17 protein-coding genes are annotated in these 25,532 nt (G+C 49.0%); 14 read left to right on the forward strand and 3 right to left on the reverse strand.

The genetic code is table 11. The features are described from left to right. Nucleotides 1-67 precede the first annotated feature (67 nt). The 5 genes from CWI84_RS10135 (at nucleotide 68) to CWI84_RS10155 (ending at nucleotide 8,093) form a co-directional block, all read left to right on the forward strand. Nucleotides 68-1,360, forward strand: a complete 1,293-nt coding sequence (locus CWI84_RS10135; protein ID WP_198674511.1) for an NAD(P)/FAD-dependent oxidoreductase — start codon at nucleotides 68-70, stop codon at nucleotides 1,358-1,360. A 66-nt stretch (nucleotides 1,361-1,426) separates the two neighbouring features. Continuing rightward, a complete protein-coding gene (gene dnaE / locus CWI84_RS10140; protein WP_126842473.1) occupies nucleotides 1,427-4,903 on the forward strand; it encodes a DNA polymerase III subunit alpha in 3,477 nt (1,158 codons plus the stop codon). Nucleotides 4,904-4,918: 15 nt separating this feature from the next. Further along, nucleotides 4,919-5,875 carry an acetyl-CoA carboxylase carboxyl transferase subunit alpha gene (accA, locus tag CWI84_RS10145; protein ID WP_126842474.1) on the forward strand — a complete coding sequence of 319 codons (957 nt, stop codon included), beginning with the start codon at nucleotides 4,919-4,921 and terminating at the stop codon, nucleotides 5,873-5,875. A gap of 6 nt (nucleotides 5,876-5,881) precedes the next feature. Continuing rightward, on the forward strand, nucleotides 5,882-7,222 hold the full coding sequence (gene tilS, locus CWI84_RS10150) for a tRNA lysidine(34) synthetase TilS (RefSeq protein WP_126842475.1): 1,341 nt from the start codon (nucleotides 5,882-5,884) through the stop codon (nucleotides 7,220-7,222). After that, nucleotides 7,212-8,093, forward strand: coding sequence for a DMT family transporter (locus CWI84_RS10155; protein ID WP_241968774.1), 882 nt, complete (start codon nucleotides 7,212-7,214; stop codon nucleotides 8,091-8,093). Before tilS ends, CWI84_RS10155 begins: the two co-directional genes overlap by 11 nt. On the opposite strand, the gene CWI84_RS10160 is transcribed toward CWI84_RS10155, so the two are convergent. Next, a complete protein-coding gene (locus CWI84_RS10160; protein WP_157981018.1) occupies nucleotides 8,043-8,987 on the reverse strand; it encodes a GGDEF domain-containing protein in 945 nt (314 codons plus the stop codon). The two genes, CWI84_RS10155 and CWI84_RS10160, sit on opposite strands and share 51 nt — an antisense overlap. A 165-nt stretch (nucleotides 8,988-9,152) precedes the next feature. On the opposite strand from CWI84_RS10160, the gene CWI84_RS10165 reads away from it, so the two are divergent. Further along, nucleotides 9,153-11,120, forward strand: a complete 1,968-nt coding sequence (locus CWI84_RS10165) for a monovalent cation:proton antiporter family protein (protein WP_126842478.1) — start codon at nucleotides 9,153-9,155, stop codon at nucleotides 11,118-11,120. Here CWI84_RS10165 and CWI84_RS10170 read toward each other — a convergent pair. Next, the gene (locus tag CWI84_RS10170) at nucleotides 11,102-12,259 is read right to left on the reverse strand and encodes a patatin-like phospholipase family protein (protein WP_126842479.1); all 1,158 of its coding nucleotides are present in this window, start codon (nucleotides 12,257-12,259) and stop codon (nucleotides 11,102-11,104) included. The genes CWI84_RS10165 and CWI84_RS10170 overlap by 19 nt on opposite strands. Nucleotides 12,260-12,279: 20 nt before the next feature. After that, a complete protein-coding gene (locus CWI84_RS10175) occupies nucleotides 12,280-14,667 on the reverse strand; it encodes a DUF5916 domain-containing protein (RefSeq protein ID WP_126842480.1) in 2,388 nt (795 codons plus the stop codon). A gap of 238 nt (nucleotides 14,668-14,905) precedes the next feature. On the opposite strand from CWI84_RS10175, the gene CWI84_RS10180 reads away from it, so the two are divergent. The 8 genes from CWI84_RS10180 to CWI84_RS10215 all read left to right on the forward strand — a co-directional run bounded on the left by CWI84_RS10180 (nucleotide 14,906) and on the right by CWI84_RS10215 (nucleotide 25,526). Continuing rightward, nucleotides 14,906-16,123 (forward strand): efflux RND transporter periplasmic adaptor subunit, encoded by a 1,218-nt coding sequence (locus CWI84_RS10180; RefSeq protein ID WP_126842481.1) that lies wholly within the window; start codon nucleotides 14,906-14,908, stop codon nucleotides 16,121-16,123. Nucleotides 16,124-16,135: 12 nt separating this feature from the next. Continuing rightward, entirely contained in the window at nucleotides 16,136-19,309 is a 3,174-nt protein-coding gene (locus CWI84_RS10185) for an efflux RND transporter permease subunit (RefSeq protein ID WP_126842482.1), read from the forward strand. Between the two features lie 132 nt (nucleotides 19,310-19,441). After that, nucleotides 19,442-20,152, forward strand: coding sequence for a DUF599 domain-containing protein (locus CWI84_RS10190; protein ID WP_126842483.1), 711 nt, complete (start codon nucleotides 19,442-19,444; stop codon nucleotides 20,150-20,152). 14 nt (nucleotides 20,153-20,166) lie between these two features. Beyond that, nucleotides 20,167-21,198, forward strand: a complete 1,032-nt coding sequence (astE, locus tag CWI84_RS10195; RefSeq protein ID WP_126842484.1) for a succinylglutamate desuccinylase — start codon at nucleotides 20,167-20,169, stop codon at nucleotides 21,196-21,198. A 130-nt stretch (nucleotides 21,199-21,328) separates the two neighbouring features. Next, on the forward strand, nucleotides 21,329-22,516 hold the full coding sequence (locus tag CWI84_RS10200) for a thiamine pyrophosphate-dependent dehydrogenase E1 component subunit alpha (RefSeq protein ID WP_126842485.1): 1,188 nt from the start codon (nucleotides 21,329-21,331) through the stop codon (nucleotides 22,514-22,516). After that, nucleotides 22,516-23,493 (forward strand): alpha-ketoacid dehydrogenase subunit beta, encoded by a 978-nt coding sequence (locus CWI84_RS10205; RefSeq protein ID WP_126842486.1) that lies wholly within the window; start codon nucleotides 22,516-22,518, stop codon nucleotides 23,491-23,493. The genes CWI84_RS10200 and CWI84_RS10205 overlap by 1 nt, the downstream gene beginning before the upstream one ends. Nucleotides 23,494-23,505: 12 nt before the next feature. Continuing rightward, a complete protein-coding gene (locus CWI84_RS10210; RefSeq protein WP_126842487.1) occupies nucleotides 23,506-25,065 on the forward strand; it encodes a dihydrolipoyllysine-residue acetyltransferase in 1,560 nt (519 codons plus the stop codon). 50 nt (nucleotides 25,066-25,115) lie between these two features. Next, nucleotides 25,116-25,526 (forward strand): VOC family protein, encoded by a 411-nt coding sequence (locus CWI84_RS10215; RefSeq protein WP_126842488.1) that lies wholly within the window; start codon nucleotides 25,116-25,118, stop codon nucleotides 25,524-25,526. Nucleotides 25,527-25,532: the final 6 nt, after the last annotated feature.

The raw sequence follows: 25,532 nt of genomic DNA on the forward strand, positions 1-25,532 counted from the left end.
GCACTCGAAATAAAGGGCCACTCGCGTTATTCTCGCAGTGGCCTTTTTTTTTCGCTGGGAGATAGTGATGAAACGGATAGTGGTGATTGGAGGAGGAGCCGGAGGGCTCGAATTGGCAACCCAACTGGGAGAGAAGTTGGGGCGAAAAAAGCAGGCCGAGATTGTTCTGATCGACCGCAACAATACCCACTTATGGAAACCCCTATTGCATGAAGTGGCAGCCGGATCGCTTGATTCCGACCTAGATGAATTGAGTTACCGTGGCCATGGCGCTCAACATGGATTCCGTTTCTTATTAGGCGACTTCTGCGGCATCGACCGCGATAACAAAACCATTACTTTACGGCCGCTCACCGATAGTGATGATGAGCTGGTGTTGGGTGAAAGACATATTTCCTACGATATTGTGGTGTTGGCGATTGGCAGTGTGACCCAGGATTTTGGTATTTCGGGAATTGCCGAACATTGTTGGTTCCTGGATTCTACGGAGCAGGCAGAACGCTTCCATCAGAAGTTGTTAAACCAGTTTTTACGGGTTAACCAGCGGATTGAGGATGGTGCCGAAGAACAACTGAGTGTTGGCATTGTTGGTGGTGGTGCGACGGGGGTAGAGTTGGCCGCTGAACTGGTTCATTCGGTAAAATTATTGTCGATTTATGGGCTGGATAAGCTCGACCGTTCGCACCTCTCGATTACTCTGTTGGAAGCTGGACCTCGACTATTACCCGCATTACCAGAACGTTTAGCGAGCGATGTGGAAAAGCAACTGCAGCAGTTGGGCGTAAACGTGCGAGTGGATACTGCGGTGACATCTGCTCAAGCGGGGCGTTTAGATATTGGTGATGAGGAACAATTACGCACCGATTTGCAAGTTTGGGCAGCGGGAGTAAAAGCGCCCGAATTCATCTCTGAATTGGGATTGACCACACGCAAAAATAACCAGCTAGTTGTTGACCAGTACCTACGCAGTATCGACGACGACAGTATATACGTCATCGGCGATTGTGCCGGCTTCCAAATGGCTGACGACAAATGGACGCCGCCGCGTGCACAAACGGCGCACCAAATGGCGGCGACTGCAGCCAAGAATATTCGAAAACAATTGGCTGACAAACCGCTGACGAGTTTCAAATATAAGGATCGCGGCTCGTTAGTCTCATTGAGTCGCTTTACTGCGGTTGGCAATTTAATGGGAAGTCGCTCGCTGTCGATGACGGTTGAAGGGCGATTAGCGCGACTTGCCTATGCCAGCTTATACCGTATGCACCAACGCGCATTACACGGTTGGTGGCGGTTGTTATTAATGCTGCTAATAGACCGAGTCAGTCATGCTTTAAGACCACGCTTAAAGCTTCACTGAGCGTGTACATCAGTGCTGCTATCAGGCAGAATATGACAACCTTATAACGCAAATCACCGAGTCGTCATGGCACAACCCAGTTTTATTCATTTGCACATTCACAGCGACTTTTCCATGGTCGACGGACTACCTAAAGTCGCGCCGATCTGCCAGCGCGTAGCAGAGCTTGAAATGCCCGCCTTGGCGATCACCGATGCAATGAATTTCTGTGGTCTAGTGCGCTACTATCGCACCGCCCATCAACAGGGACTGAAGCCGATTATTGGCGTCGACCTATGGGTGCAGAGCGACTACTGCAACGAAGAACCGTTTCGGTTGACTGCGTTGGCGATGAATAACGAAGGCTATCAGCAACTCACCCAACTTATTTCAAAAGCCTATTTACGCGGTCATGTACGTGGCAAACCGCTGATCGATAAAGATTGGTTGGCGCAGCATAACGAAGGTGTGCTGCTATTATCTGGGGCGCGCTACGGCGATATTGGTAAAGCCTTACTGGCTGGCCATAAAGAGCCGTTGCAGCAGATGCTTGATTTCTATCAACGGTATTTTCCCGACCGTTTCTACCTCGAGTTAACCCGAACCGGGCGTCCCAATGAAGAAGAGTATTTACACGCGGCCGTGGCGCTAGCCGGGGAACAGCAATTGCCGGTTGTTGCCACAAACGATGTAGTGTTTTTGGACAGCAAAGATTTTGAACCGCACGAAATTCGGGTCGCCATTCATGACGGTTACACGCTGGACGATAAACGGCGTCCAAAGAATTACTCTGAACAGCAGTATCTGCGCAGTGCTGAGGAAATGCAGGCATTGTTTGCCGACATTCCAGCCGCGCTAGAAAACAGTGTAGAGATTGCAAAGCGCTGTAACGTGACAATCCGTCTGGACGAATATTTCTTGCCCGAGTTTCCTACCGGTGAGATGAGCACTGCTGATTTCCTCGTAAAAGTCTCGCGCGAAGGCTTAGAGGAGCGTCTTGCGTTCTTGTTCCCAGATGAGCAGGAGCGCGCCGCCAAGCGCGGTGAGTATGACCAGCGTTTAGAAACCGAATTAACGGTTATCAACAATATGGGGTTCCCCGGTTACTTCTTGATCGTGATGGAGTTTATCCAGTGGTCAAAAGATAATGGTATTCCGGTCGGTCCCGGGCGCGGCTCAGGTGCGGGTTCATTGGTGGCTTACGCATTGAAGATCACCGATCTTGACCCGTTAGAATTTGACTTACTTTTTGAACGTTTCTTGAACCCAGAACGGGTATCAATGCCAGATTTCGATGTCGACTTCTGTATGGATCGCCGCGATGAGGTGATCGATCATGTGGCTGAACTGTACGGTCGTGATGCGGTGTCTCAGATTATCACCTTCGGTACGATGGCGGCAAAAGCGGCAATTCGCGACGTGGGCCGGGTTTTAGGTCATCCCTATGGGTTTGTTGATAAAATTTCGAAGTTAGTGCCGGGTGACCCGGGGATGACACTGGCAAAAGCGTTTGAGGTTGAACCGCAATTAGAAGACATTTATCAGCAAGATGAGGACGTGAAAGAACTCATCGATCGCGCAAGGATACTCGAAGGGGTTACAAGGAATGCCGGCAAACATGCGGGTGGGGTGGTTATTTCGCCGACCAAGATCACCGATTTTTCGCCGTTGTATTGCGATGAAGAAGGTTTAAACCCGGTTACCCAATTCGATAAAAACGATGTTGAAGCTGCCGGTTTGGTAAAATTTGACTTCCTAGGCTTGCGCACGCTGACGATCATCCAGTGGGCGCTTGAAATGGTCAATCGGCGCCGCGCTAAAGATCAGCTAGAACCGGTCGACATTAGCGCAATCCCGTTGGTCGACAAAGCGTCGTTTACGCTGCTGAAAAAAGCCGAGACTACCGCTGTGTTTCAGCTAGAGTCGCGCGGGATGAAAGAGCTGATTAAGCGCCTGCAACCGGACAGTTTTGAGGATATTATCGCCTTGGTCGCACTGTTCCGCCCGGGTCCTTTGCAATCCGGAATGGTGGATAACTTTATCGACCGTAAGCACGGCCGAGAAGCTATCTCTTACCCAGACGCTGAATATCAGCACGACTCGCTAAAACCCATTCTAGAGCCCACCTACGGAGTTATCCTGTACCAAGAGCAGGTGATGCAGATCGCCCAGGTGTTAGCAGGGTACACGCTGGGTGGCGCCGATTTGCTGCGCCGAGCGATGGGTAAGAAAAAGCCAGAGGAAATGGCGAAGCAGCGTGAAGTTTTCCAAAAGGGCGCGGCGGAAAATAACATCGACCCTGAATTAGCGATTAAAATCTTTGATCTGGTAGAAAAATTCGCAGGGTATGGTTTCAATAAATCGCACTCGGCAGCTTATGCGTTGGTATCCTATCAAACCTTATGGATGAAGACCCATTATCCAGCAGAATTCATGGCCGCCGTAATGTCTGCGGATATGGATAATACCGATAAGATTGTTACCTTGGTTGATGAGTGCGATAACATGGGACTGACAATTTTGCCGCCAGACGTCAACGTGGGTCACTATAAATTCAGCGTCGATGAGCAACAACGAGTGGTGTACGGTATTGGCGCCATCAAAGGCGTGGGTGAGGGACCCATCGCATCCATTATTGCAGCGCGAGAAGCCGATGGGCCATTCTCTGATTTGTTCGATTTCTGCTGTCGGGTGGATCTGAAAAAGCTCAATCGACGGGTATTGGAACGTTTAATTAAAGCCGGTGCGATGGATCAGTTAGGGCCGCACCGCGCAGCATTGCTGGCAACCCTTGAAAAGGCGATGCGCCAAGCTGAACAGCACCACCAAGCGGAGGCTATGGGGCAGTCCGATTTGTTTGGCGTACTCACTACGGAGCCAGAAAAAGTCGAGCATGCCTTTGAAAATGTGCCACAATGGTCAGAAGCGGTATGGTTAGAGGGCGAGAGAGAAACGCTCGGGTTATACCTAACCGGCCATCCGATTAATCGCTTCCGCGCAGAATTAAGGCACTATGTCGCCGGCACTATCAGTGATGTCACGCCAACTGGACGCGACAAATTCACTACCGCTGCGGGGCTGGTAATAGGCGTTAGAACGCTGGTCAATAAAAAGGGCCAACGTTGGGCTATTGTTACCTTAGATGACAAAACCGCGCGCATGGATGTGCGTTTGTTTAGCCAAGAATACGAAAACTACCAACATCTACTGGAAAAAGACCGTATTTTGTGGGTAAAAGGAGAGGTCAGCTTTGATGATTTCAGTGGTGGCAATACAATGACCGCCAGAGAAGTCATGACCATAGAACAGGCGCGCGCGAGTTACGTCAAGCATTTAGCGATTGAACTGCGCCAAGAAGCCTGTGATGAACAGTTATTAGCGCGCTTGCAACAAGTGATGAGCCCCTTTAAAGCGGGCTCTTGTCCAGTTCGCTTCCGTTACTTACGGGCGGAAGCAGAAGCCGAATTGCAAGTGGCGACTCAGTGGTTCGTCAATCCATCTGACGAACTGATACACGAATTACAGCAACTGTTGGGTGAACAACACGTTGCCTTAGCGTTTTAAAGGTGTGAGCGATTCATGAGTCTTAATTTTCTTGATTTTGAGCAACCCATTGCTGAGCTTCAGGCACAAATTGAAGAGCTTAAAACGGTCGGCAGAAAGGGCGATTTAGACATCGACTTGGAAGAAGAAGTCAGCCGATTGCAGGCTAAAAGCCGCGAATTAACCGAGAAGATTTTCTCCGAGTTAGGTCCGTGGCAGTCGGCGCAGATGGCTCGCCATCCGCTGCGCCCTTATACCCTCGATTACATCAGTAAAATCTTTACCGAATTTGATGAGTTAGCAGGGGATCGAACGTTTGCCAATGATGAAGCGATTGTTGGTGGCATTGCGCGACTGGATGGTCAGCCGGTGATGATTATCGGCCAGCAGAAGGGCCGTGAGACCAAAGAAAAAATTCGCCGCAATTTTGGCATGCCAAAACCCGAGGGTTATCGCAAAGCGTTGCGCATGATGGAAATGGCAGAACGTTTTTCGATGCCCATCATTACCTTTATCGATACGCCAGGGGCCTACCCCGGTATTGGTGCGGAAGAGCGCGGACAAAGTGAAGCGATAGCGCGTAACCTTAAAGTGATGGCGCGTCTTAGCGTACCGATTGTATGTACCGTCATCGGTGAGGGCGGTTCTGGCGGCGCATTAGCAATTGGTGTCGGTGACCGAGTGAACATGTTGCAATACAGCACGTATTCGGTGATTTCTCCCGAAGGTTGTGCATCAATCTTGTGGAAAAGCGCCAGTAAAGCGCCGTTAGCTGCTGAAGCAATGGGCGTTACCGCAGGACGTAGCTTGGAATTAGGTCTGATTGATTCGGTGATTGAAGAGCCGCTGGGTGGCGCGCATCGTGATCCGGACGAAATGGCTAAGCGCTTGAAACAACAAATCAGCAAAGACCTGCAAGCACTAATGAAATTGGACAAAAGCGAGCTGCTTGACCAGCGTTACAAAAAGCTTATGTCCTTTGGTTATTGCTAAACCTTTATGGCGCAGACGCTGTATCAGCAGTTTGCACATCAACTGGACTCATTAGCACTGCGCCCAGAGCAACAAATTGTCGTGGCTCTGGGCGGTGGTGCTGATTCGCAAACTGTACTGCATTTAACGCTTGAGTATTTGCGGCAGCACCCACAGCTACGCCAGCCGTTGGCAATTCATCTCGACCACCATTTCCACCCGGACTCTAGCCAGTGGGCAAACGCTTTACAGAATGCAGTAAAAGATTTGCCCTTGGCGTGTCACTTTGAATCTCTTGCGGTGCCGATTGCGGCTAGGCAGAGTAAAGAGGCGGCTGGTCGGGAACGTCGTTACCAACGTCTTGCAGAATTGACGGAAAGTGACGCGGTGATTTTGCTGGGCCATCATCGTAATGATCAAATCGAGACCTTCCTATTACAAGCAAAACGCGGCAGCGGACCGCGTGGCTTAGCGGCGATGGCTGCTGTTAGCCCCTTTGTGGAGCAACGACTTTTAGTCAGGCCATTGTTGCCGGTGAGTAAAGCCGAGATCATCCGCTATGCGCAACAACATCAATTGTTCTGGATTGAGGATGACACCAATTACGACACAGCGATGGATCGTAATTTTTTGCGCCACGATATTGTGCCGCTGTTAGAACAGCGCTGGCCGCAGTTTGGGCAAAGCATTATGCGCTCCGCGGCACTGTGTGCTGAACAAGATGCCTTAGCGGCGGAACTGTTAACGCCCTACTGCCAGCCACTGCAGAGCAATGGTAATGGGCTAGCAATAGCCGCTTTGCAAGGACACAGTGCCGCGCTCCAACGCGCAATACTGCGCCATTGGTTATCGGGCTTAGCTTCGATAATGCCCAGCTATCAACAGCTTGAGCAAATTCGGCAACAAGCAATAAGCGCGCAGATGGACTCACAACTCACGGTATCTTGGGCCGGACAAGCGGTGCGCTATTATCAGCAGGCATTATTCTGGACGCCTGAACTTCCGGATATTGCTGAACTGTGCCAATGGCGCCAATCTTGGCTACCCCAACAGTCGCTTAGGTTGCCAAAGCCACTAGGTCAGTTGCGTCCATTAACGACCTTGAATGCGTCCGTCCAAGTCGGATTTTCTCATCCGAAAGGCAAGCTTTATCAAGCCCATCGCGAGGGCGGGAAAGTGCTCGGCGACTGGTTAAAACAAGCAAAAATAGCGCCGTGGCTTCGCAATCGTTGGCCGTTGCTTGAATGGCGCGATATATGGTTGGTTCCTGGGGTCGGAGCGTTTGCTAAACAACCACAAAATGCGCTGGCAAAACAGTGGCAAGAGGCTGCAGTGCAGTGGCAATGGAGTAAAGATTTTGCCGATTAAAGACCAGCGCAAAGCGATAATACTGGGATTACTCGCGGTGTTGTTGTGGTCGACTGTTGCTACCGCATTTAAAATTGCCCTGCAATACCTCACGCCAATGCAATTATTATTGCTCGCCAGTATGGTAACGGTAGGGTTCTTAACGTTGGTGATCAGCGTTCAACGTCGCTGGCGCGAAGCCTTAGAACTGGCGCAACGGCGAGGCTGGCGCTACCTCGTATTTGGGTTAATTAATCCCTGTGCCTACTACTGGGCACTGTTTTCGGCGTATGACGTATTGCCCGCGCAACAAGCGCAAGCGATCAACTACAGTTGGGCGCTAACCACAACATTGTTGGCTGTACCTATTCTAAAACAACCGTTACGGCGGCAAGAGATACTCGCCTTGGCTATTGCCTACGCAGGCGTAGTGCTCATTGCCACTGGCGGTCAGTGGGACCTTGCAAAGACGCACTGGGGTGGTGTCGGAATGGCATTGTTGAGTACAGTGCTATGGGCTTTTTATTGGCTATTCAGTGCGCGCAATGACGATCCACCCATTCTCGCGTTGTGGCTTGCGTTCACGGCGTCGTTGCCATTTTTGTGGGGGCTGCAATGGTTCACAGATGCTACTTGGCAATGGCAATGGCAGAGTTTTGCCGCAGGTTTATACGTTGGCTTGTTTGAGATGGGCGTAACGTTTTTATTGTGGCTTTATGCCATGCGTTACGCGGAACGCACAGCGCCTTTATCAACACTGATTTTCCTGTCGCCGTTCTTATCGTTAATTCTGATCGCCAGTTTATTGAATGAGACCATTCAGAGTACGACGGTGATAGGTTTAATCGCTATTTGCTGTGGCTTGTTGCTGCAACGTCGTCGGCGTGTATAAACAGTTTTTTCCTGCCGCCTTGGCGTGATAAAGCTGTTCATCGGCTGCAGCGATAACGGATTCTACGTGCTCGCCCACGTTGATAAGTACCGCGCCTGCACTGGTTGCCAATTGGTAGGCATTGAGCTCGCTATCTAACGTCATAGCGCGTTGAATGCGTTGATAAACCGACTCACTATCTTCCAGTGGCGTATTCTCCAACACCAAAATAAACTCGTCGCCGCCGAAGCGAAAAACCTGATCAGTATCACGCACCACCCGCTTCAACAATTGCGCATAGTGTCGCAAAATGTCATCGCCAACAGCATGCCCAAACTTATCGTTAACGCGCTTAAAGCCGTCTAAATCTAACAACATAACAGTATGTGTTAGGCGCGGTCTGCGGTTCACCTGAAGGCATAAGTGTTCAATCACTTCTTCCAACAGGTTGCGATTACCAAGGTGGGTCAAGTGGTCGCGAACCGCTTGTTGTCGCACGTCAGCGAAACGCATACTATTGAAAAGTGGAAACGCGAGTTGCTGATGGCAGTGCTCAAGACGGCGTTTTTGCATCGTTGTGAGCGGTGTTTTCAAGCCATAGCGGACTTGCCCAAGATAATGGTTATCAGCGTACAGTAGCGTCGCATGCTCATACGCAGGGTTTTGGTGATGACTGATTAGGGTAAATACTTGGTCATCGGTGATAACTTGTAATGAAACAACGTTAAAGTGTTCACGAATATGGCAAGCATACAGGCTCAGTAATTGCTCAATATCTAACGTGGTTTGTAATACCTCAGAAAGCGAGCGATGCTGTTCACGAATAGACGTACTGGATGTCATGGTAGACACCAGTGACTCTTCGGTCATGTTATGCGGGTTCACATTTTTAAACGAGGTCAATTTGCCTAACATCGTCATACTGCGTTGGCCTGTGCTATGGTTGATTACAAGTGCTTGTGACTATACAAAAATGATGCCAAATGTTAAATAGTCATAAAAAACATTAAGTTACGAACATCGTGAGACAGCGTTGAAATTTTGACGCTGGGATAAGAATGGAATTTCTGGAGCGTTTTTGTGAACGGAACCTTTGTCAGTCTGTTACTGCTATTAATGGTCGCTGTCACCTTAGTGTGGGCGTTCCGACGCCTTAAATTGCCTGCAATTTTGGCGTACCTGTGCGCCGGGATTATTGTCGGACCTGACGTTACGGGCTGGATAGCGTCTCCGGATGATTATCACTTTATTGCAGAGCTCGGCATCGTGTTACTACTGTTCTCGCTTGGGCTAGAGTTTTCGTTGCCTAAAATGCTGGCGATGCGGCGTTGGGTATTTGCGTTAGGGGGCTTGCAAGTTGCCTTGTGTGGGGCGTTATTCTTTGCCATTTTGTACTGGCTAACCGCGTCCTGGATGAGCGCGCTAGTGATGTCGGGGGCGCTTGCTTTGTCCTCCACCGCGGTGGTGATTAAACAATTAAAAGAAAGCGGGCAGACCAGCGGTCGGCGCGGGCAAATGGCCGTCGCGGTGCTGCTATTTCAAGATCTCGCCGTGGTTCCGCTGTTGATCATCATTCCCTTGCTTGCTCAGCATAGCGCTGAGGGAATTTGGCAAAGCCTAGGTTGGGCATTGGGCAAAGGGATTGCCGTTATATTGGTGTTATTGGCGATAGGCAAATGGGTATTACCAACGGTCTTCAAGGAAGTCGCAAAGCAACGCACTGACGAGTTATTTGTACTAGCGACGCTGATGGTTGCACTGCTTGCTGGTGGCCTGACTTATGCGTTTGGGCTGTCCATGGCATTAGGGGCGTTTTTAGCCGGGATGATGCTTGGTGAAAGCCAGTACCGCCATCAGCTTGAGGCCGATATTCGACCTTTTCGCGATATTTTGATGGGGCTATTTTTTACCACCATTGGCATGCAGTTGCCGTTGGCAGGCTTTGCTAGCCAGCTTCACTGGGTTTTGGCTGGGCTGACATTAATGGCGCTGATTAAAATTTTAGTGATTCGTTGGCTGGCAAAGCAATTAGGTGAAAAGCCCATCAATGCATGGGGCAGTGCGATTGCATTGTTCCAAATGGGAGAGTTCGGTTTTGTTATTGTTTCCCTCGCTGTCGCGCAAGGTATTCTAGCGCAGCAATATGCCACTATCATGGTTGGCATCGGGGTCTTTAGTATGGCCATCACGCCTTCGATTATTCAACGTTTAGACGGCTTGTTGGCGCGTTGCTTTACCGCGCGCTCTGAATTTCCTGATATTGAGGAACAAGTGACCAATCAACCACAACCCGCGCAGGCGGCAGTGATTTGTGGCTTTGGTCGGGTAGGGCAAACCGTTAGTCGATTCCTCCAAGCTGAGGGGATTGCGCACATTGCCGTCGACAGCGATCCACTGCGGGTCCACGAGGCGATAGCCGGTGGCGCACCCGTTTACTACGGCGATAGCAGTAAACGCGATATTTTAAAGGCGGTGGGGGTAGAGTCTGCTCCCTTAGTCATCATTAGTTTTGCCGATGATCTCCGTGCAATCGAAGTGTTGCGGGTTATTCGGCAGCTCAATAACGAGGCTTATGTGATTGTCCGAAGTCGTGATGATTTGCGCTTACAGCAACTGCAGGAAGCCGGAGCCTCTCAAGTGGTGCCTGACACCCTAGAGGCAAGCCTGATGCTGATCTCGCAGATTTTGTCCCGCTCTGGTGTACCGATTCGACGTATCTTGGCACGGTTAGAACAGGAACGCCGAAACCATTACGGCGATATGCACGGTTTCTACCCTGGGGAAACCACCGATATGGCGCCAGAGAAGTTGGACAAACTGGAATTCCTGCATGCGGTGACGTTAACCGATAATGCCTATGCTGTAGACAAACCGTTGTTGCAATTGGGGCTGGATGAACGCGGAGTGGCCGTCAAGGCGTTGCGAAGAGAGGGTGTTGAAATTGACGAACCCGCTTATCAAATACGCTTACAAGCAAACGACGTCGTTTTGCTAAGCGGCAAGCCGCAAGCGGTGGAAGCGGCAGAAAATTATTTACTTGAGGGTTGAGCGTCGGGGAGTTTGAGAAACGCTTTTAAGGCATCGGCTTGTTGCTCGGCGTCTTGTTGCCCTAACGCCATTAGCTTTTGGCAAAAACGTTTTTCAAACAAAAGGTAGCTTAAAATACTCGACTCTGACTGCGCATTAACCCCGACCAGTTTTAACAACTGACGAATGGCCCAGGGCATATCGTCATAATATTCGCGCGCCAGCGCATTAAAATCGTGGCTGGGTAAAATGGCGTAGGTCTCTATTTTGCGTAACTGCGGATGACCAAGGTTATGGCGGTCGAGGATATCCAACGTCTGATTGATGCGCTGCAAACGCTCAATATCAGAATTTAAGGTGTCGGCAAAAATAGTATCCAATAAGTGACCGGCGATCTCCGCGCTACTGGGATGGCGTCGAGGAATGTGACTGTGCGACATTTGTGGCCGCTCTAAGCCAATCACTAAAATGCGCTCAGCACCTAGGTGAATGGCCGGACTGAGCGGGGCAATTTGGTGAACCGAGCCATCGCCATAAAAGCCGTGTTGAATCTTTACCGACGGGAATACAAACGGAATGGCTGCAGAAGCCATCAGATGTTCGGTATTCAATCGCAACGGAATGCCAGCGCGTTGGCTGCGTTGCCAGCCGGCATGCTTTTCCGCACCCTCAAAAAACGAAATGGAAAAGCCGTCGTTATAGCGCGAAGCGGTGACGGACAAAGCACTGAGGTGGCCACCGTGAATATTGTTATCTAGGCGCTGGTAATCAAACACCTTATTGAGCAACTCTCGAAGCGGCTGATTATCCAACAGGCTAAACGGTGATTGCCCCACCATATCGGTTTGTAGAGAGCGTGCGAAACGTCGCCATAAATGTTTAAATACCGGCCAAGCACGACTTCTGTAGACTTGATGAGTGTGAAAATTCTTCCACACGTACTCCAGCTTTTTCACCCCTAAATGGAAACAAGAGGCATAGCAGCCTAATGCCATGGTATTCACTGCGCCAGCAGAGGTGCCACATAAAATCGGGAAAGGGATGCTGTAGTTACGGGGCAGCATGTTGGCGATGCCGCGTAACACACCCACTTGGTAGGCAGCTCTAGCGCCGCCTCCAGTGAGTAATAAAGCTGTATGCTGGTGTTGAGGATATTTCATTGGCCACTAAACCCCGCGAGTTATTGCTGCCAAGCATAGCTAACTTTCATAAAGTAGGTTTTATTATTACGTCGTAAATCACTGATATAGTCGTTGGCAATCGCGTTATCTGAGTACCCCAAGTATAGCAGGGTGCGTGGATTCACTTTATAAGTGTAGAGCAACTGAGAAGACAACTCTTCGCTGCTTCGATTAACCGAGTAGTAGCGATATAGGGCGGGATTACGCTCAACCTTATTGTAGATCAACGCCAGCTTTAGATAGCTGCGCACTGAGAAATGGTAACTTACGCGAAAGTCAGTTAGGTCGGCTCGGTATAATTCGCCACCATCGACATCCAATGACTCATGCTGTTGGAAAAGACTAAACGTTAAGCGTTCGCTGACATTCCAGGTGGTGCTGAGCTCGCCATATTTTACCGTACCTAACTGATTGTTGTAGTAGTCGATACTGTCACCGTATTCAAAGTACGTGCCGAGATAGAAGCCGTTGAACGGTTTGAAACTCCCTGCAAAATGCCAGATGTTTTGATCAAATTCTGGGGCGTTATTGGCCAGCGTTAAGGTGGCTTGATTGTAGCGCTCACCAAGTTCCTTTTTATTTTCAAAACCCAAGTTAAGCGCTGACTGCAATGGGCCATCGTAATGCAAGTCGAGCGTTTTACTGTCACTGATTTGGGTCCCGTCTTGGTCGCGGGTAACACGCCAATGACTAATTACTTGAATAAGGGTGTAGGGATCTTGAGAATCGCCATACCAGAAGTACCCAGCGCCTAGGTGTCCCTGCTCCATATCGATTTGGCTCATAAAACCTAAGTCAGCGCGGTAGTCTCGGCCGTAGTTATAATATTCTGCCAGCGCGACATAGTTACTCTGTTGGTGCCGATAACGCACCGTATACGCGTTACCTTTAATGCCGTCCGCGTCTTCTGTGCGGAGGTATTGCTCAGACACGGGGCAGTTACCGAAATCACAATCATCAGCTTGCTCTGCTTGGCGTTGGCAGTCGGCTGGGTCACCGTAGCAGAATTGGTTCTTTAACCAGTCTGGATAGCGCGTGTCTGATTGCATCCACTGCATGCGCCAGGTATCTGTAGCGCTGGGGCGATAGCGCGCATCGATGCCATAGTTGTAGTTATGATACTGCTCGCTGTCGCGTGCAGTTGCCACAGTACCTATTGAGAGCGAGTCCGAGACATCATAGCGATAGCGCAACGCGGCGTTTTTGCTTTTCTCGTCGATAACCGCCAAGTCGGAAGAACGATTGCCGGGTACCAAGAATGCTGTAGCCGCATCGTTAGCGACAAAACCAGCAAACGTTTGCTTGTCATAGCGGCCCGTTAGCTTTGCTCCATAGTCTGGAGAGCCAATATTACGCGAGTAAATCACGTCCATTTGGCTGTCAAAGTAATCGCTGTCGGCAGTAAAGAAGGGACGCTTTTCATCGTAGAATAAGGCAAAAGTTTCATTCACATCGAGCTGCGCCGAGTCGGCTTCAACTTGGGAAAAATCGGGGTTCAGAGTGGCATTTAATTTAATATCTGGAGTGATATTCCAGCGCACATCTAAGCCGGCTTCTACATCCGATTCATTGTCAAAGTCACTGTTCGGATCGTAAGCATCACGTTGTTCGTTACGAATTGCTGTTAAGGTAGGTGCAATGATGAGATTGGTACCTTGTTGCGCATTTTTAAAGCCAGTAATTTTTGCTAATTGGCACAATTGGCAAACATTATCGCGGTCGTTGGGTTGTAACGCGATGCGGGTAAAGCTGTCACGTGGATAAAAGCGAATAAGGTCGAATCCCCAGGTTTGTTGCGCAAGAGTATCGTCGAAATTCAGTACCGCAAGCGGAATGGCCATTTCTACTTGGTAGCCGTTAGCAGTAATACGACCCGCTGAATCCCAGATTGCATCCCAATTGGAGTTTTCGTCACCACTAAGTTCATTCTCTATGACATCGGTTTGTACGCCGAGCGGGTTAACATAAAACTGGTAAGCTAATTGTTGTTGATTGAAGGTGTCGAGTTTTACCCCGATCATGTCATCATTCCAACCGCCGTCACGTTCGCGAAAAACCGCACGAATGTCTTCGGGGTTGGGGTCATGGGCAATAAAACCGACGTAAAAGGTATTTCCCGACTGCAAAATGTACGCGTCAGTCGTTACTGGCGCTGGTTGGTTTTCTGCCGGTTTTGTTTCGTAGTCGAGGGTAATATGACGAGCATTCTGCCATTCATCGGGATTCACTCTGCCATCAATTGTCGGCGCTAATTGTACCTTGGGCACGCTAAACCGTGGCGAGGCGTTATTGGTGCCTACCTTCGTGTTGGGGGGCTGCGCGGCAGCCGATAGGCTTATTCCCGCTAGAAAGGCGTCAAAAACAAGCTTCAGCCAAATACGTCGCATCGAACAACTCCATTGCCATTATTATTATTTCTTTATTGCCATCACTATACCCTGAAATACAGGATTGTTAAGCTTTGTAAAGGCATTGTTATACTCACAAGAAGTGTTTCTGAAACAGTCAGTTACAATCTCGCCCCTTGAACACACATATCGCAACATAAAGCCACTAACAGTATTGTGAGGTTTTAGCGATAATAAGCTTATAACCAAATGGGTTAATTTTAAGGACTCACGCATTATGAAATTTAAAAAACGCGCGGTAATCCCGCCTCTGGTCATTGTGCTTTTTATTTTATTGGCGGTGCTAGCGTCAATGGCCCGTAAACCACCTGAAATGCGTCAGCAACAAAAACCCGCGGTCATGGTGGAGGTGCTGAAGGCAGAACCGGTCGATAAAACCTTTATGGTGGAGTCGCAAGGAACGGTAAAGCCGAAGTTTTCTACCAACTTGGTCGCCGAGGTTAGCGGACAAATTATTGATGTAGCTGATCAATATGTTGCTGGTGGTTTTTTCAAAAAAGGCGATATGTTGGTCCAAATTGACCCGTCAGATTATCAAGCAGCGGTGCAACAAGCGAAAGCAGATTTGTTGCAAGCACAAGCGGCGTTAGAGGAAGAAAAAGCTCGAGGAAAAGTTGCCAAGGAAGAATGGGCTTCTATCCAAGAGGGTAAAATCCCTGAATTGGGTCTACGTAAACCTCAGTTAGCCAGTGCTGTAGCAAATGTTGAATCAGCGCAAGCGCGTTTGGCCCAAGCTAAGCGTGATTTAGAACGAACCACTATTAGGGCACCTTTTGCTGGCGTTCTGAAAAGCAAAGTCGCTGATTTAGGCCAATATGTTAGTACAGGCACCCAGGTAGGAATGTTGTTGGGCACCGATATTGCTGAAGTAAGAGTGCCTCTTAGCGACCAAAATATGGCGTTTATCCGAAACCCAAGTGACATCGAAGATGACCAATATCCGCCAGTAAAATTGACATCCGTAGTAGCAGGTGAACCGCGCCAATGGATGGGACACTTAGTACGTACCGAAGGCGTAATTGATGAAAATAGCCGGGTAATTTATGGCGTTGTGCAAGTTAAAGATCCTTATAGTTTAGACAAAGCCAACCACTCTGAAGTGCTACGTTTTGGACGGTTTGTACAAGCGGAAATTGAAGGTGTGCGAGCTCACGATGTCTATGAAATTCCAAGCTACGCACTAACCCACGATGGCGGCGTATGGGTGGTTACTGATGAGCGTACTTTGCAGAAAAAGTCGGTTACGGTAGTGCGTAACGAAGACAACCTGAGTTTAGTCAGTGACGGTCTAAACCCTGGTGACCGAGTAATGCTAACGCAGTTGGAAGATCCACTACCAGGTATGGATGTTCGTTTGCCAGGCGATCCGCTTCCGGAACAGATGGAAACGGCGGCAAAAACTGATGAACAAGCTACTGAAAAGTCGGGCGGCTAAGAGAGTACAGGTATGGAAGAACAACAAAAAGGCATTATTGCGTGGTTCGCGAAAAACTCCGTTGCAGCTAACCTGTTGATGTTCATCATTATTGTGAGTGGTTTGTTGGCAGCAAACGTTATTCGCAAGCAGATGTTCCCAGAAATTGAATTGAATACCATCAGTATTCAGGTGCCGTTTCCTGGTGCTGCGCCCCAAGAGGTTGAAGAAGGCGTGACCATGTTGATCGAAGAGGCGATCAAAGATGTCGATGGAATCAAGCAAATTACCTCCACATCAAATGAGGGCTTGGCGTCGGTTGAGGTTGAAGTTGAGCCTGATTATGATGTGCAAGTCGTGATGGATGAAGTGAAGATGTTGGTGGACGCTATTCCTAACTTCCCCAACCAAATCGAGAAGCCTAATATTTATCGCATTCGCCCGCAACGGCAGGTCATCTGGATGAGTGTCTACGGCGATCTCGACGAGCGCTCGCGCAAGGAGTTGGCCAAAGAAATTCGAGATGATTTGAAAGCGACAGGCACCATCACTAAAGCAGTCGTTGTTGGGGCGCGCAACTATGAAATCTCAATTGAAATTTCGCAAGCTGACCTAGAGCGTTACAACCTAACCTTTGCTGATATTGCGAATGCTGTTCGAGGTACCTCGATCGATGTCGGTGGCGGTTCCATCAAAACACCGAATGGCGACATTTTACTGCGCGCTGATAACCAAGCTTATAACGGCGAAGAATTTAAAAATATTGCACTGATCAGTCGCCCTGATGGCACTCGTTTGCTTTTAGGGGATATCGCACACGTCGATGACGGCTTCGTAGAAGAACAAAGTTACACACGCTTTGACGGCCAACCCGCGGTGTTTATTCGGGTGCAATCAGTGGGTGATCAAAACGACCTTAAAATTGCGAAAACCGTTCGCGATTATGTTGAGCAGCGCAAAGACTCTCTCCCAGACGGAGTGAAGCTAGCCTACTGGGGCGATTCGTCATATTACTTGCAAGGTCGGTTGGATTTGATGTTCGACAATATGCTGATGGGTGGCCTGCTAGTGTTTGTGATGTTGTCGCTATTCCTGCAATTGCGTTTAGCGTTTTGGGTAATGTTGGGGATCCCTGTGTGCTTCTTGGGTACGCTGGCGTTGATGCCGACCCCGATGTTCGATATCTCGATAAACATGATTTCACTGTTCGGCTTTATTTTGGTGTTGGGGATAGTGGTGGATGATGCCATCGTTATCGGTGAGAGTGCCTATACCGAAATCGAGGAGCATGGCAAATCTGCGGACAACGTCATTCGTGGTGCACAAAAGGTCGCGATGCCCGCAACATTTGGGGTTCTGACAACCATGGTAGCGTTCATTCCAATGCTCATGGTTGAAGGTGGAATGAGCGGTATTTGGGAATCAATTGCCTGGGTTGTTATTTTATGTCTAGGCTTCTCGCTGGTTGAGTCAAAACTGATTCTGCCAGCGCACATTGTGCACATGAAGTTCTCAAAAAATGGCAACGAGAACCCTAATGCTTTTCAGCGTTTCCGAAACGGCTTTTCAGCATCGGTAATGAATTTTGTTTATAACCATTACCGCCCGTTTTTGAAGAAGTGCTTACATTACCGCTATACCACGTTAGCATTTTTCTTTGGCTTGATGATTTTGATGGGAGGCTTAATTGCCGGTGGTTTCATCCGTTCGGTATTCTTCCCTAATATCCCAAGTGATTTTATTCAAGCCAACGTGAGTATGCAGCCAGGGACCAGTGAGCAGCAAACCATTGAGGTGCTTAACCAAGTGGAAAAGTCGTTGCAACGAGTGAACGCTAGCATTAAAGAAAATGAGGGCGAAGGAGTTGTTCGACATACCAATATTTGGCTAAACGGAACTGACAGTGGCTCAGTATTTGTAGAGTTGAAAAAGGGCGAGGACCGCGAAATTGATGGCTTTGAGGTAGTTAACCAGTGGCGTGAGCAAACCCCTGAACTTGCCGGTGTGAAAGCGTTAGATTTCCGCGCTTCAATTGGCGGAGGAGGTGGTTCCGATTTGGAATTCCAATTAAGTGGTGACAACTTAGCAGAGTTGTCCGCCGCAGCCGATGAACTGAAGAAAACGTTAGCGGGCTTCGCAGGAGTCTACGATATTGAGGATACCTTTGGTGAAGGTAAGGATGAGATCACCTTGCACTTGAAGCCGTTAGCAAATGCCATGGGGATTACCTTATCTGAGCTGGCGACCCAAGTCCGGTATGCATTTTATGGTGCAGAAGCACAGCGAGTGCAGCGTGGCGACGAAGAAGTGAAAGTGATGGTGCGCTATCCACTGTCGCAACGTCGTTCGGTTGGCAATTTGGAAGATATGAAGCTGCGTACCGCCGATGGTGCTGAAATTCCGTTTACAGAGCTTGCAACGCTGGAAAATGCGAAAGGCTACAGCACAATTACGCGTATTGACGGTGTTCGGTCGGTTAATGTGCGTGCAAAAGTAGACAAATCGTCGGTTGAACCTAGCAAGATTGTCCAACAAGTGAGACAAGAAAAAATTCAACCTATTTTGGACCGCCATCCGTCAGTGAGTTTTGGCCTTGACGGTGCCAGCCAAGATGAAGCAGAAGCCATGAGTTCGTTGAAGGTTGGTGGACTACTGGCGATGTTTGCAGTGTATGCGTTAATGGCCGTTCCATTGCGCTCATATAGCCAACCGCTGATTATCATGTCGGTTATCCCGTTTGGTATTATTGGCGCGATAATGGGGCACTGGATTCTCGGCATGCCGATCAGTATCTTGAGCTTCTTCGGGATTATTGCGCTGTCGGGTGTGGTGGTAAATGATAGTTTGGTGATGGTGGACTATGTTAACCGCGCCCGTGCTGAAGGCGTAGATTTGCGTAAAGCGGCGTTAGATGCTGGGTGTAAACGTTTCCGCGCAATTATCCTAACATCGTTGACGACCTTCTTCGGGCTGTTACCCATTGTTCTAGAAGACAGTTTGCAGGCCAAGATCGTGATACCGATGGCAATCTCGTTGGCATTCGGTATTTTGTTTGCAACGATCATTACCTTGGTGCTGATCCCGTGCTTGTACTTGATTCTGAACGATACCAAAAGAGGCTTCCGCCATATGTTATCTTGGTATGGTTGGGCCAAGCCACCAGCCGCGAAGGACATGACAACGAAAGAAGCGCTTGATAAATATTAAGCGTGAGATAGGTCGAAGATACAACGCCGGTGCTTTGCATCGGCGTTGTCGTATCTGCTGTCATAAATTGGTAAACTATCGTACCTATCCTACATTTTTGATTGCCTCTATGGGCCGAAAGGATCTGCGTTTATGTCGCTGACATTGCTCGATTGGTTTGCGTTTGCTTGCTTCTTTTGTTGCTGGGTTGGCTACACTCTATTCGCTCGTAAGCGGGCGAAAACCACCCACAGTTTATCGAGTATTCTTTGTACCTTACGGGTGGAATGGATGAATGTCGTGATGCAGAAAGAAAACCAAGTTGCCGATGCAGCATTGATTGCAAACGTCGAGCGCACGGTGACCTTTTTTGCTTCATCAACCATTCTGGTATTAGCCGGGGTCATTACCGTACTCGCCAACAGCGAAGAAGTGGTTACGGTGCTTCACGACTTACCCTTCACTCCAGATACCAACATTGTGAATGTGCAGTTTAAGTTAGCGATATTGGCAATGATTTTTGTCTACGCCTTTTTTAAGTTTACCTGGGCAATTCGTCAGTTTGGCTTTGTCTCGGTGTTATTGGGGGCATCCCCGGGCTATCACCAACAAAACATTGCCCTAGAACAACGCCAACAATTTGCCAAAAATACCGCAAAAGTCATCGACCAGTCTGGACATGAATACAATAACGGTTTGCGTTCGTACTATTTTGCCTTAGCGTTTTTAGCGTGGTTCTTGCACCCAGCACTAATGATTGCTGCTACGGCAGTGGTTTTAGTGGTGCTTTATCGGCGCGAGTATCGTTCGAGAGTGCTGCGGGCGCTACTAGCAACTCATCATCTTAAACCCGGAAAAAAATAACCGAGGAGTGGATAGTGGATTTCCAACACGACGATTTTTTACAGTGGACTCGTGATAACGAATGGGGTGTAACGGACAGTTTTCATACCCAATTAGTTGATGGTACTGGCATTTCGGTGTGGGATTCGGGGGTGATGGTGGTTACCCCCGTGCAGGCTGGCGACAAAGACATTGTGCTATCCGCTGCGGTTCACGGCAACGAGACCGCTCCGATTGAGATTTGTCGAGACGTCATCAACGATATTCTGGCAGGTAAGCAAGCGGTTAAACACCGCACGTTGTTTTTGTTCGCTAATCCCGCATCAATTAATGCCGGGCAACGCTTCGTAGAAGAGAACATGAACCGCTTGTTTAGCGGTGCTCACAGTGAAGGCGGTATTCGTAACCGTGAACGTGAACGTGCGGCAAAGATTGAGCAGTATGTTACGCGTTTTTATCAGGAAGCACCGCAGGGCGAGCGGCGCCGTTACCATTATGATTTGCACACCGCGATTCGCGACTCTAAGCGGGAAAAATTTGCGGTATATCCGTACTTGCATGGCGGCGCCTACAAAATCGCTCAGTTACAATTCTTGCGCGATTGTGGTGTCACCGCAATTCTGCTTAACCAAGCGCCGACAACGACATTTTCCTATTTTACCTCGCGTCAATTCGGCGCCGACGCTTTTACCGTGGAGTTGGGAAAAGTAAGGGGATTTGGCGAAAATGACCGGAGCAAATTTGCTGCCGCAGAAACCCAATTACGGCGCTTAATTAGCCAAGACGAGTTAACACATGCGGCGTTTGAACCTGAACAAATCGAGGTGTACGACGTAGCCCGCACCATCAATAGAACGCAACAAGATTTCAGCCTGGCGTTTGCCGATGATGTTGCTAATTTCACGCCGTTTAACAAAGGCGAATTATTAGCAATGGATGGTGATAAAGCCTACCACGTGGAGCATGATGAAGAACGGATCATCTTCCCTAACGCCAACGTGGCTATTGGGCAACGGGCATTGTTGACAGTGATTAAGATTTCGACGGATCAGTTAACACTGGTCTAACCTTATAGGTGTTTGCGGCAATTTACAGGGTATTCGGCTGAATAACTCACGTTGGTTGTTTGCATGTCACTTTACGTAAAGGTAAAGTTAGCGCACTTTCCCAAAAAGCGAAAACCGAGAAGAGAAGGTTATGGCAAAGGATAAAAAACACAATATGGAGATCGTTACCAAACCAAAATGGTTTGGTGCCGAGTCGGTCTCAATTCCAATGCTGCAGATCCTCAAAGAGGATGGCAGTTTGCACAAGGGCGCCGATCTTCCTGAGTTCGACAAAGCACTGATCATGAAGATCTACGACACCATGCACTTTATCCGCATTCTGGATGAGCGCATGATTGCTGCTCAGCGCCAAGGGCGTATCAGCTTCTACCTTGCTTCGCGCGGTGAAGAGGCTGAAAGTGTGGCGTCTGCTGCAGGCCTTGATGATGGTGACATGATCATGGGGCAATACCGTGAACAGGGTGCGCTAGCGTACCGTGGGTTTACGGTCGAACAGTTTATGAACCAGCTATTCTCGAATGAGAAAGATTTGGGTAAAGGTCGGCAGATGCCTGTCCACTATGGCTGTGCGGACCTCAACTTTATGACCATCTCTTCGCCGCTAGGCACACAAATTCCGCAAGCAACGGGATACGCTTATGGGCAGAAAATGGATAAAACAGGCAAGTGTACTATTTGCTATTTCGGTGAAGGCGCTGCTTCCGAGGGCGATTTCCATGCCGCATTGAATATGGCATCGGTATACAAAGTACCAGTCATTTTCTTCTGCCGTAACAATGGCTATGCGATTTCGACACCGTCTCAAGGCGAGCAGTATGGTGGCGACGGTATTGCGCCACGCGGCATCGGTTACGGGATGAAAACCATCCGTATTGATGGGAACGATGTTTTTGCCGTGTTAAAAGCAACGCAACTTGCGCGTAAACTCGCTGTGGAAGAAAACGAACCGGTTTTGATTGAGGCAATGTCTTATCGTATGTCGGCTCACTCGACATCAGATGACCCTACCGGCTATCGTACACGCGATGAGGAAGAGGGCTGGCGCGCGAAAGATCCCCTTGAACGCCTGCAAAAGTGGATGATGAACGAAGGTTGGTTGACCGAAGAACATATCGAACAACACTTAGAAGAAGTCAAAGCCGCGGTATTGGCGTCGCTCAAAGAAGCGGAGAAAGTGCCTGCGCCGCACATTGACGAGTTAGTCAATGACGTTTACGACCAGCCAACCACACTGTTAAAAGAGCAGTTGGCGGAGCTGAAAGAGCATATCGCGAAATATCCAGATGCCTACCCGAAAACGTCAGGGAGACTCGACTAATGGCTAAAATGAACTTACTTCAAGCCATCAACAGCGCACTCGACCTGGCGATGGCAAAACATGACAACGTTTATAGTTTTGGTGAAGACACTGGCGGTTTTGGCGGGGTGTTCCGTGCCACCTCTGGTTTAACCGAGAAGTATGGCAAACACCGTAACTTCAATACCCCTTTGGTAGAACAAGGGATTATCGGTTTTGCCAACGGTTTAGCATCGCAAGGCAGTTATGCGGTGGCGGAAATTCAGTTCGGCGATTACATCTTCCCAGCGTTTGACCAAATCGTTAACGAGTCAGCGAAATTCCGCTATCGCTCAGGAAACGAGTTTAATGTGGGTGGCTTGACCATCCGTACGCCATACGGTGGCGGGATTGCTGGTGGTCATTACCATTCGCAGTCACCAGAAGCCTATTTTGCGCACACCCCGGGTTTGAAAATTGTCGTGCCGCGTAATCCTTATGAAGCTAAAGGACTATTGCTGAGTGCTATTTTTGATAAAAACCCGGTATTGTTCATGGAACCGAAGCGCCTTTATCGTGCTGCTGTGGGTGAGGTTCCGGAAGAAGAATATACCATTCCACTGGGTCAAGCCGAAGTCGTGAAAGAGGGTAAAGATATTACCGTTCTGGGCTGGGGCGCGCAGATGGAAATGACCGAGAAGGCGGTGGAAAAAGCCGAGCAAGATGGTGTGTCATGTGAAGTTATTGACCTTCGCACAATCGTCCCTTGGGACGTAGAAACTGTCGCCCAGTCGGTACTGAAAACGGGCCGCTTAGTGATCAGCCAAGAAGCACCCATCACTGGTGGCTTTGCGAGCGAAATTGCCGCGACCATCCAGGACCGTTGCTTCTTGTACTTAGAGTCACCTATCGCTCGTGTAAGCGGTATTGATGTACCGTACCCACTGTGTCACGAAAAAGAGTATATGGCGGATCATTTGAAAATTTACGAAGCCATTAAACGCTCGATGAATTACTAAGGACCCATCGTCATGAGTAAAGATTTTATTTTACCGGATATCGGCGAAGGTATCGTTGAGTGTGAAATCGTCGAATGGTTGGTGGCCGAGGGGGACTCGGTAAAAGAAGACCAGCCAGTGGTCGAGGTCATGACCGATAAGGCGATGGTTGAGATTCCAGCAAAAGAAGACGGCGTGGTAGAAAAGTTATACTACGCCAAAGGCGACATCGCCAAAGTTCATTCGCCGTTGTTTGCGATCAATCCAGCCGACGGTAGTACTGACGAAGCGCCGAAAAAACCTCAACAGCAGGCGCAACAGGACGCTAAACCTGCGCCGACGAATAGCCGCTCGGCTGCAACCACAGATTTTATCTTGCCCGATATCGGTGAAGGTATTGTTGAGTGCGAAATTGTTGAATGGAAAGTCGCTGAAGGCGACGAAGTGAAAGAAGACCAACCTGTCGTTGAGGTAATGACCGATAAAGCGATGGTGGAAATTCCAGCCAAAGAAGATGGAAAAGTCGCCAAACTTTATTATCAAAAAGGTGATATCGCTAAGGTGCATGAGCCACTATTCGCACTGCAGCCAGCGAATGGTGCAGCAGTAGAGAGTTCCTCTAATGCCGAACCTGAGAGTCATGCTACCCCTGCGGCGCAAAGCAGTGCCACAGAGCAAGCTGAGCCTGCTGCGAAAGCGCGACAAGGCAAAGCGGTAGCGAGCCCAGCGGTGCGTCGCTTGGCACGTGAGATGGACATTGATATTGCCAGTGTTGCGGGTTCTGGCAAGAAAGGTCGGGTGTTAAAGGACGACCTCAAGCGTCACCAACAAGGTGGTAATGTAAGTGCCTCTAACGCGGCGTCAGCATCGCAACAGCCTGTATCTGGTGGTACTCGCACAGAGGCTATTCGTGGCGTTAAAGCGGCTATGGCGAAGCAAATGGCGGATTCCGTTGCTACCATTCCACATTTCACCTATGCCGACGAATTCGACGTTACCGAACTGATTGCGTTGCGCCAAAAACTTAAAGGCCAGTACGAGAAGCAGGGAATTCGTCTAACGGTGATGCCGTTCTTTATCAAAGCGTTATCGTTGGCATTGAAAGAATTCCCGATCATCAACGCGCAAGTGAACGATGATTGCACCGAAGTGACCTATTTTGATGATCACAATATCGGCATGGCAGTCGACACTAAAATTGGCTTGTTGGTACCTAACGTTAAGCAAGTAAATCAGCGCAGTATTCTTGGTGTTGCAGAAGAGGTTAATCGCCTCACCCAAGCGGCACGCGAGGGTAAAGTATCGCAGCAAGATATGAAAGGTGGCACTATTACCATCTCTAATATTGGGGTGATTGGCGGTACTGTGGCGACCCCGATTATTAACAAACCTGAAGCGGCAATTGTTGCACTTGGCAAGGTGCAGGAACTGCCACGCTTCGATGCTGACGGTAATGTGGTAAGCCGGAAGATCATGACGGTAAGTTGGTCGGGTGACCACCGCATTATTGATGGAGGAACCATTGCCCGGTTTAATCGTCGTTGGCAAGAGTTCTTGGAAGATCCTAGCAGTATGCTAGTGAATATGGTGTAAACACCCAAAAAACCGGCTTAGGCCGGTTTTTTATGCCTAAAGGATGAGTTATGGACGCAAAAATCAGTGTGATTACATTGGCTGTTGCTGACTTAGCGCGAGCTTTGACTTTTTACCGTGACGGCTTAGGACTAAAGACAGAGGGGATTGTTGGAGAAAAATACGACAATGGCGCCTGTGCTTTCTTCCATTTAGCGGGAGGCTTAGTGTTAGCTTTATGGCCTGCAAAAAGTATGGCTGCAGAATTAGATATTGAAGTATCCACGCATGGCTCAGCGGTGATGATCGCGCATAACGTTGATAGCCATGCCGAGGTTGATAGGGTTATGGCTCAGGCTAGGGCTGCAGGAGCACAGTGGTTAAAAGCGCCAAGCGAATTATTTTGGGGTGGCTACGGTGGCTATTTTCGCGATTTAGATGGCCATGTTTGGGAAGTAGTTTACAACCCAAAAGGGTGCTAACAGTCA

Source organism: Idiomarina tyrosinivorans (genome assembly GCF_003987475.1).
GTDB classification, from domain to species: Bacteria; Pseudomonadota; Gammaproteobacteria; order Enterobacterales; family Alteromonadaceae; genus Idiomarina; species Idiomarina tyrosinivorans.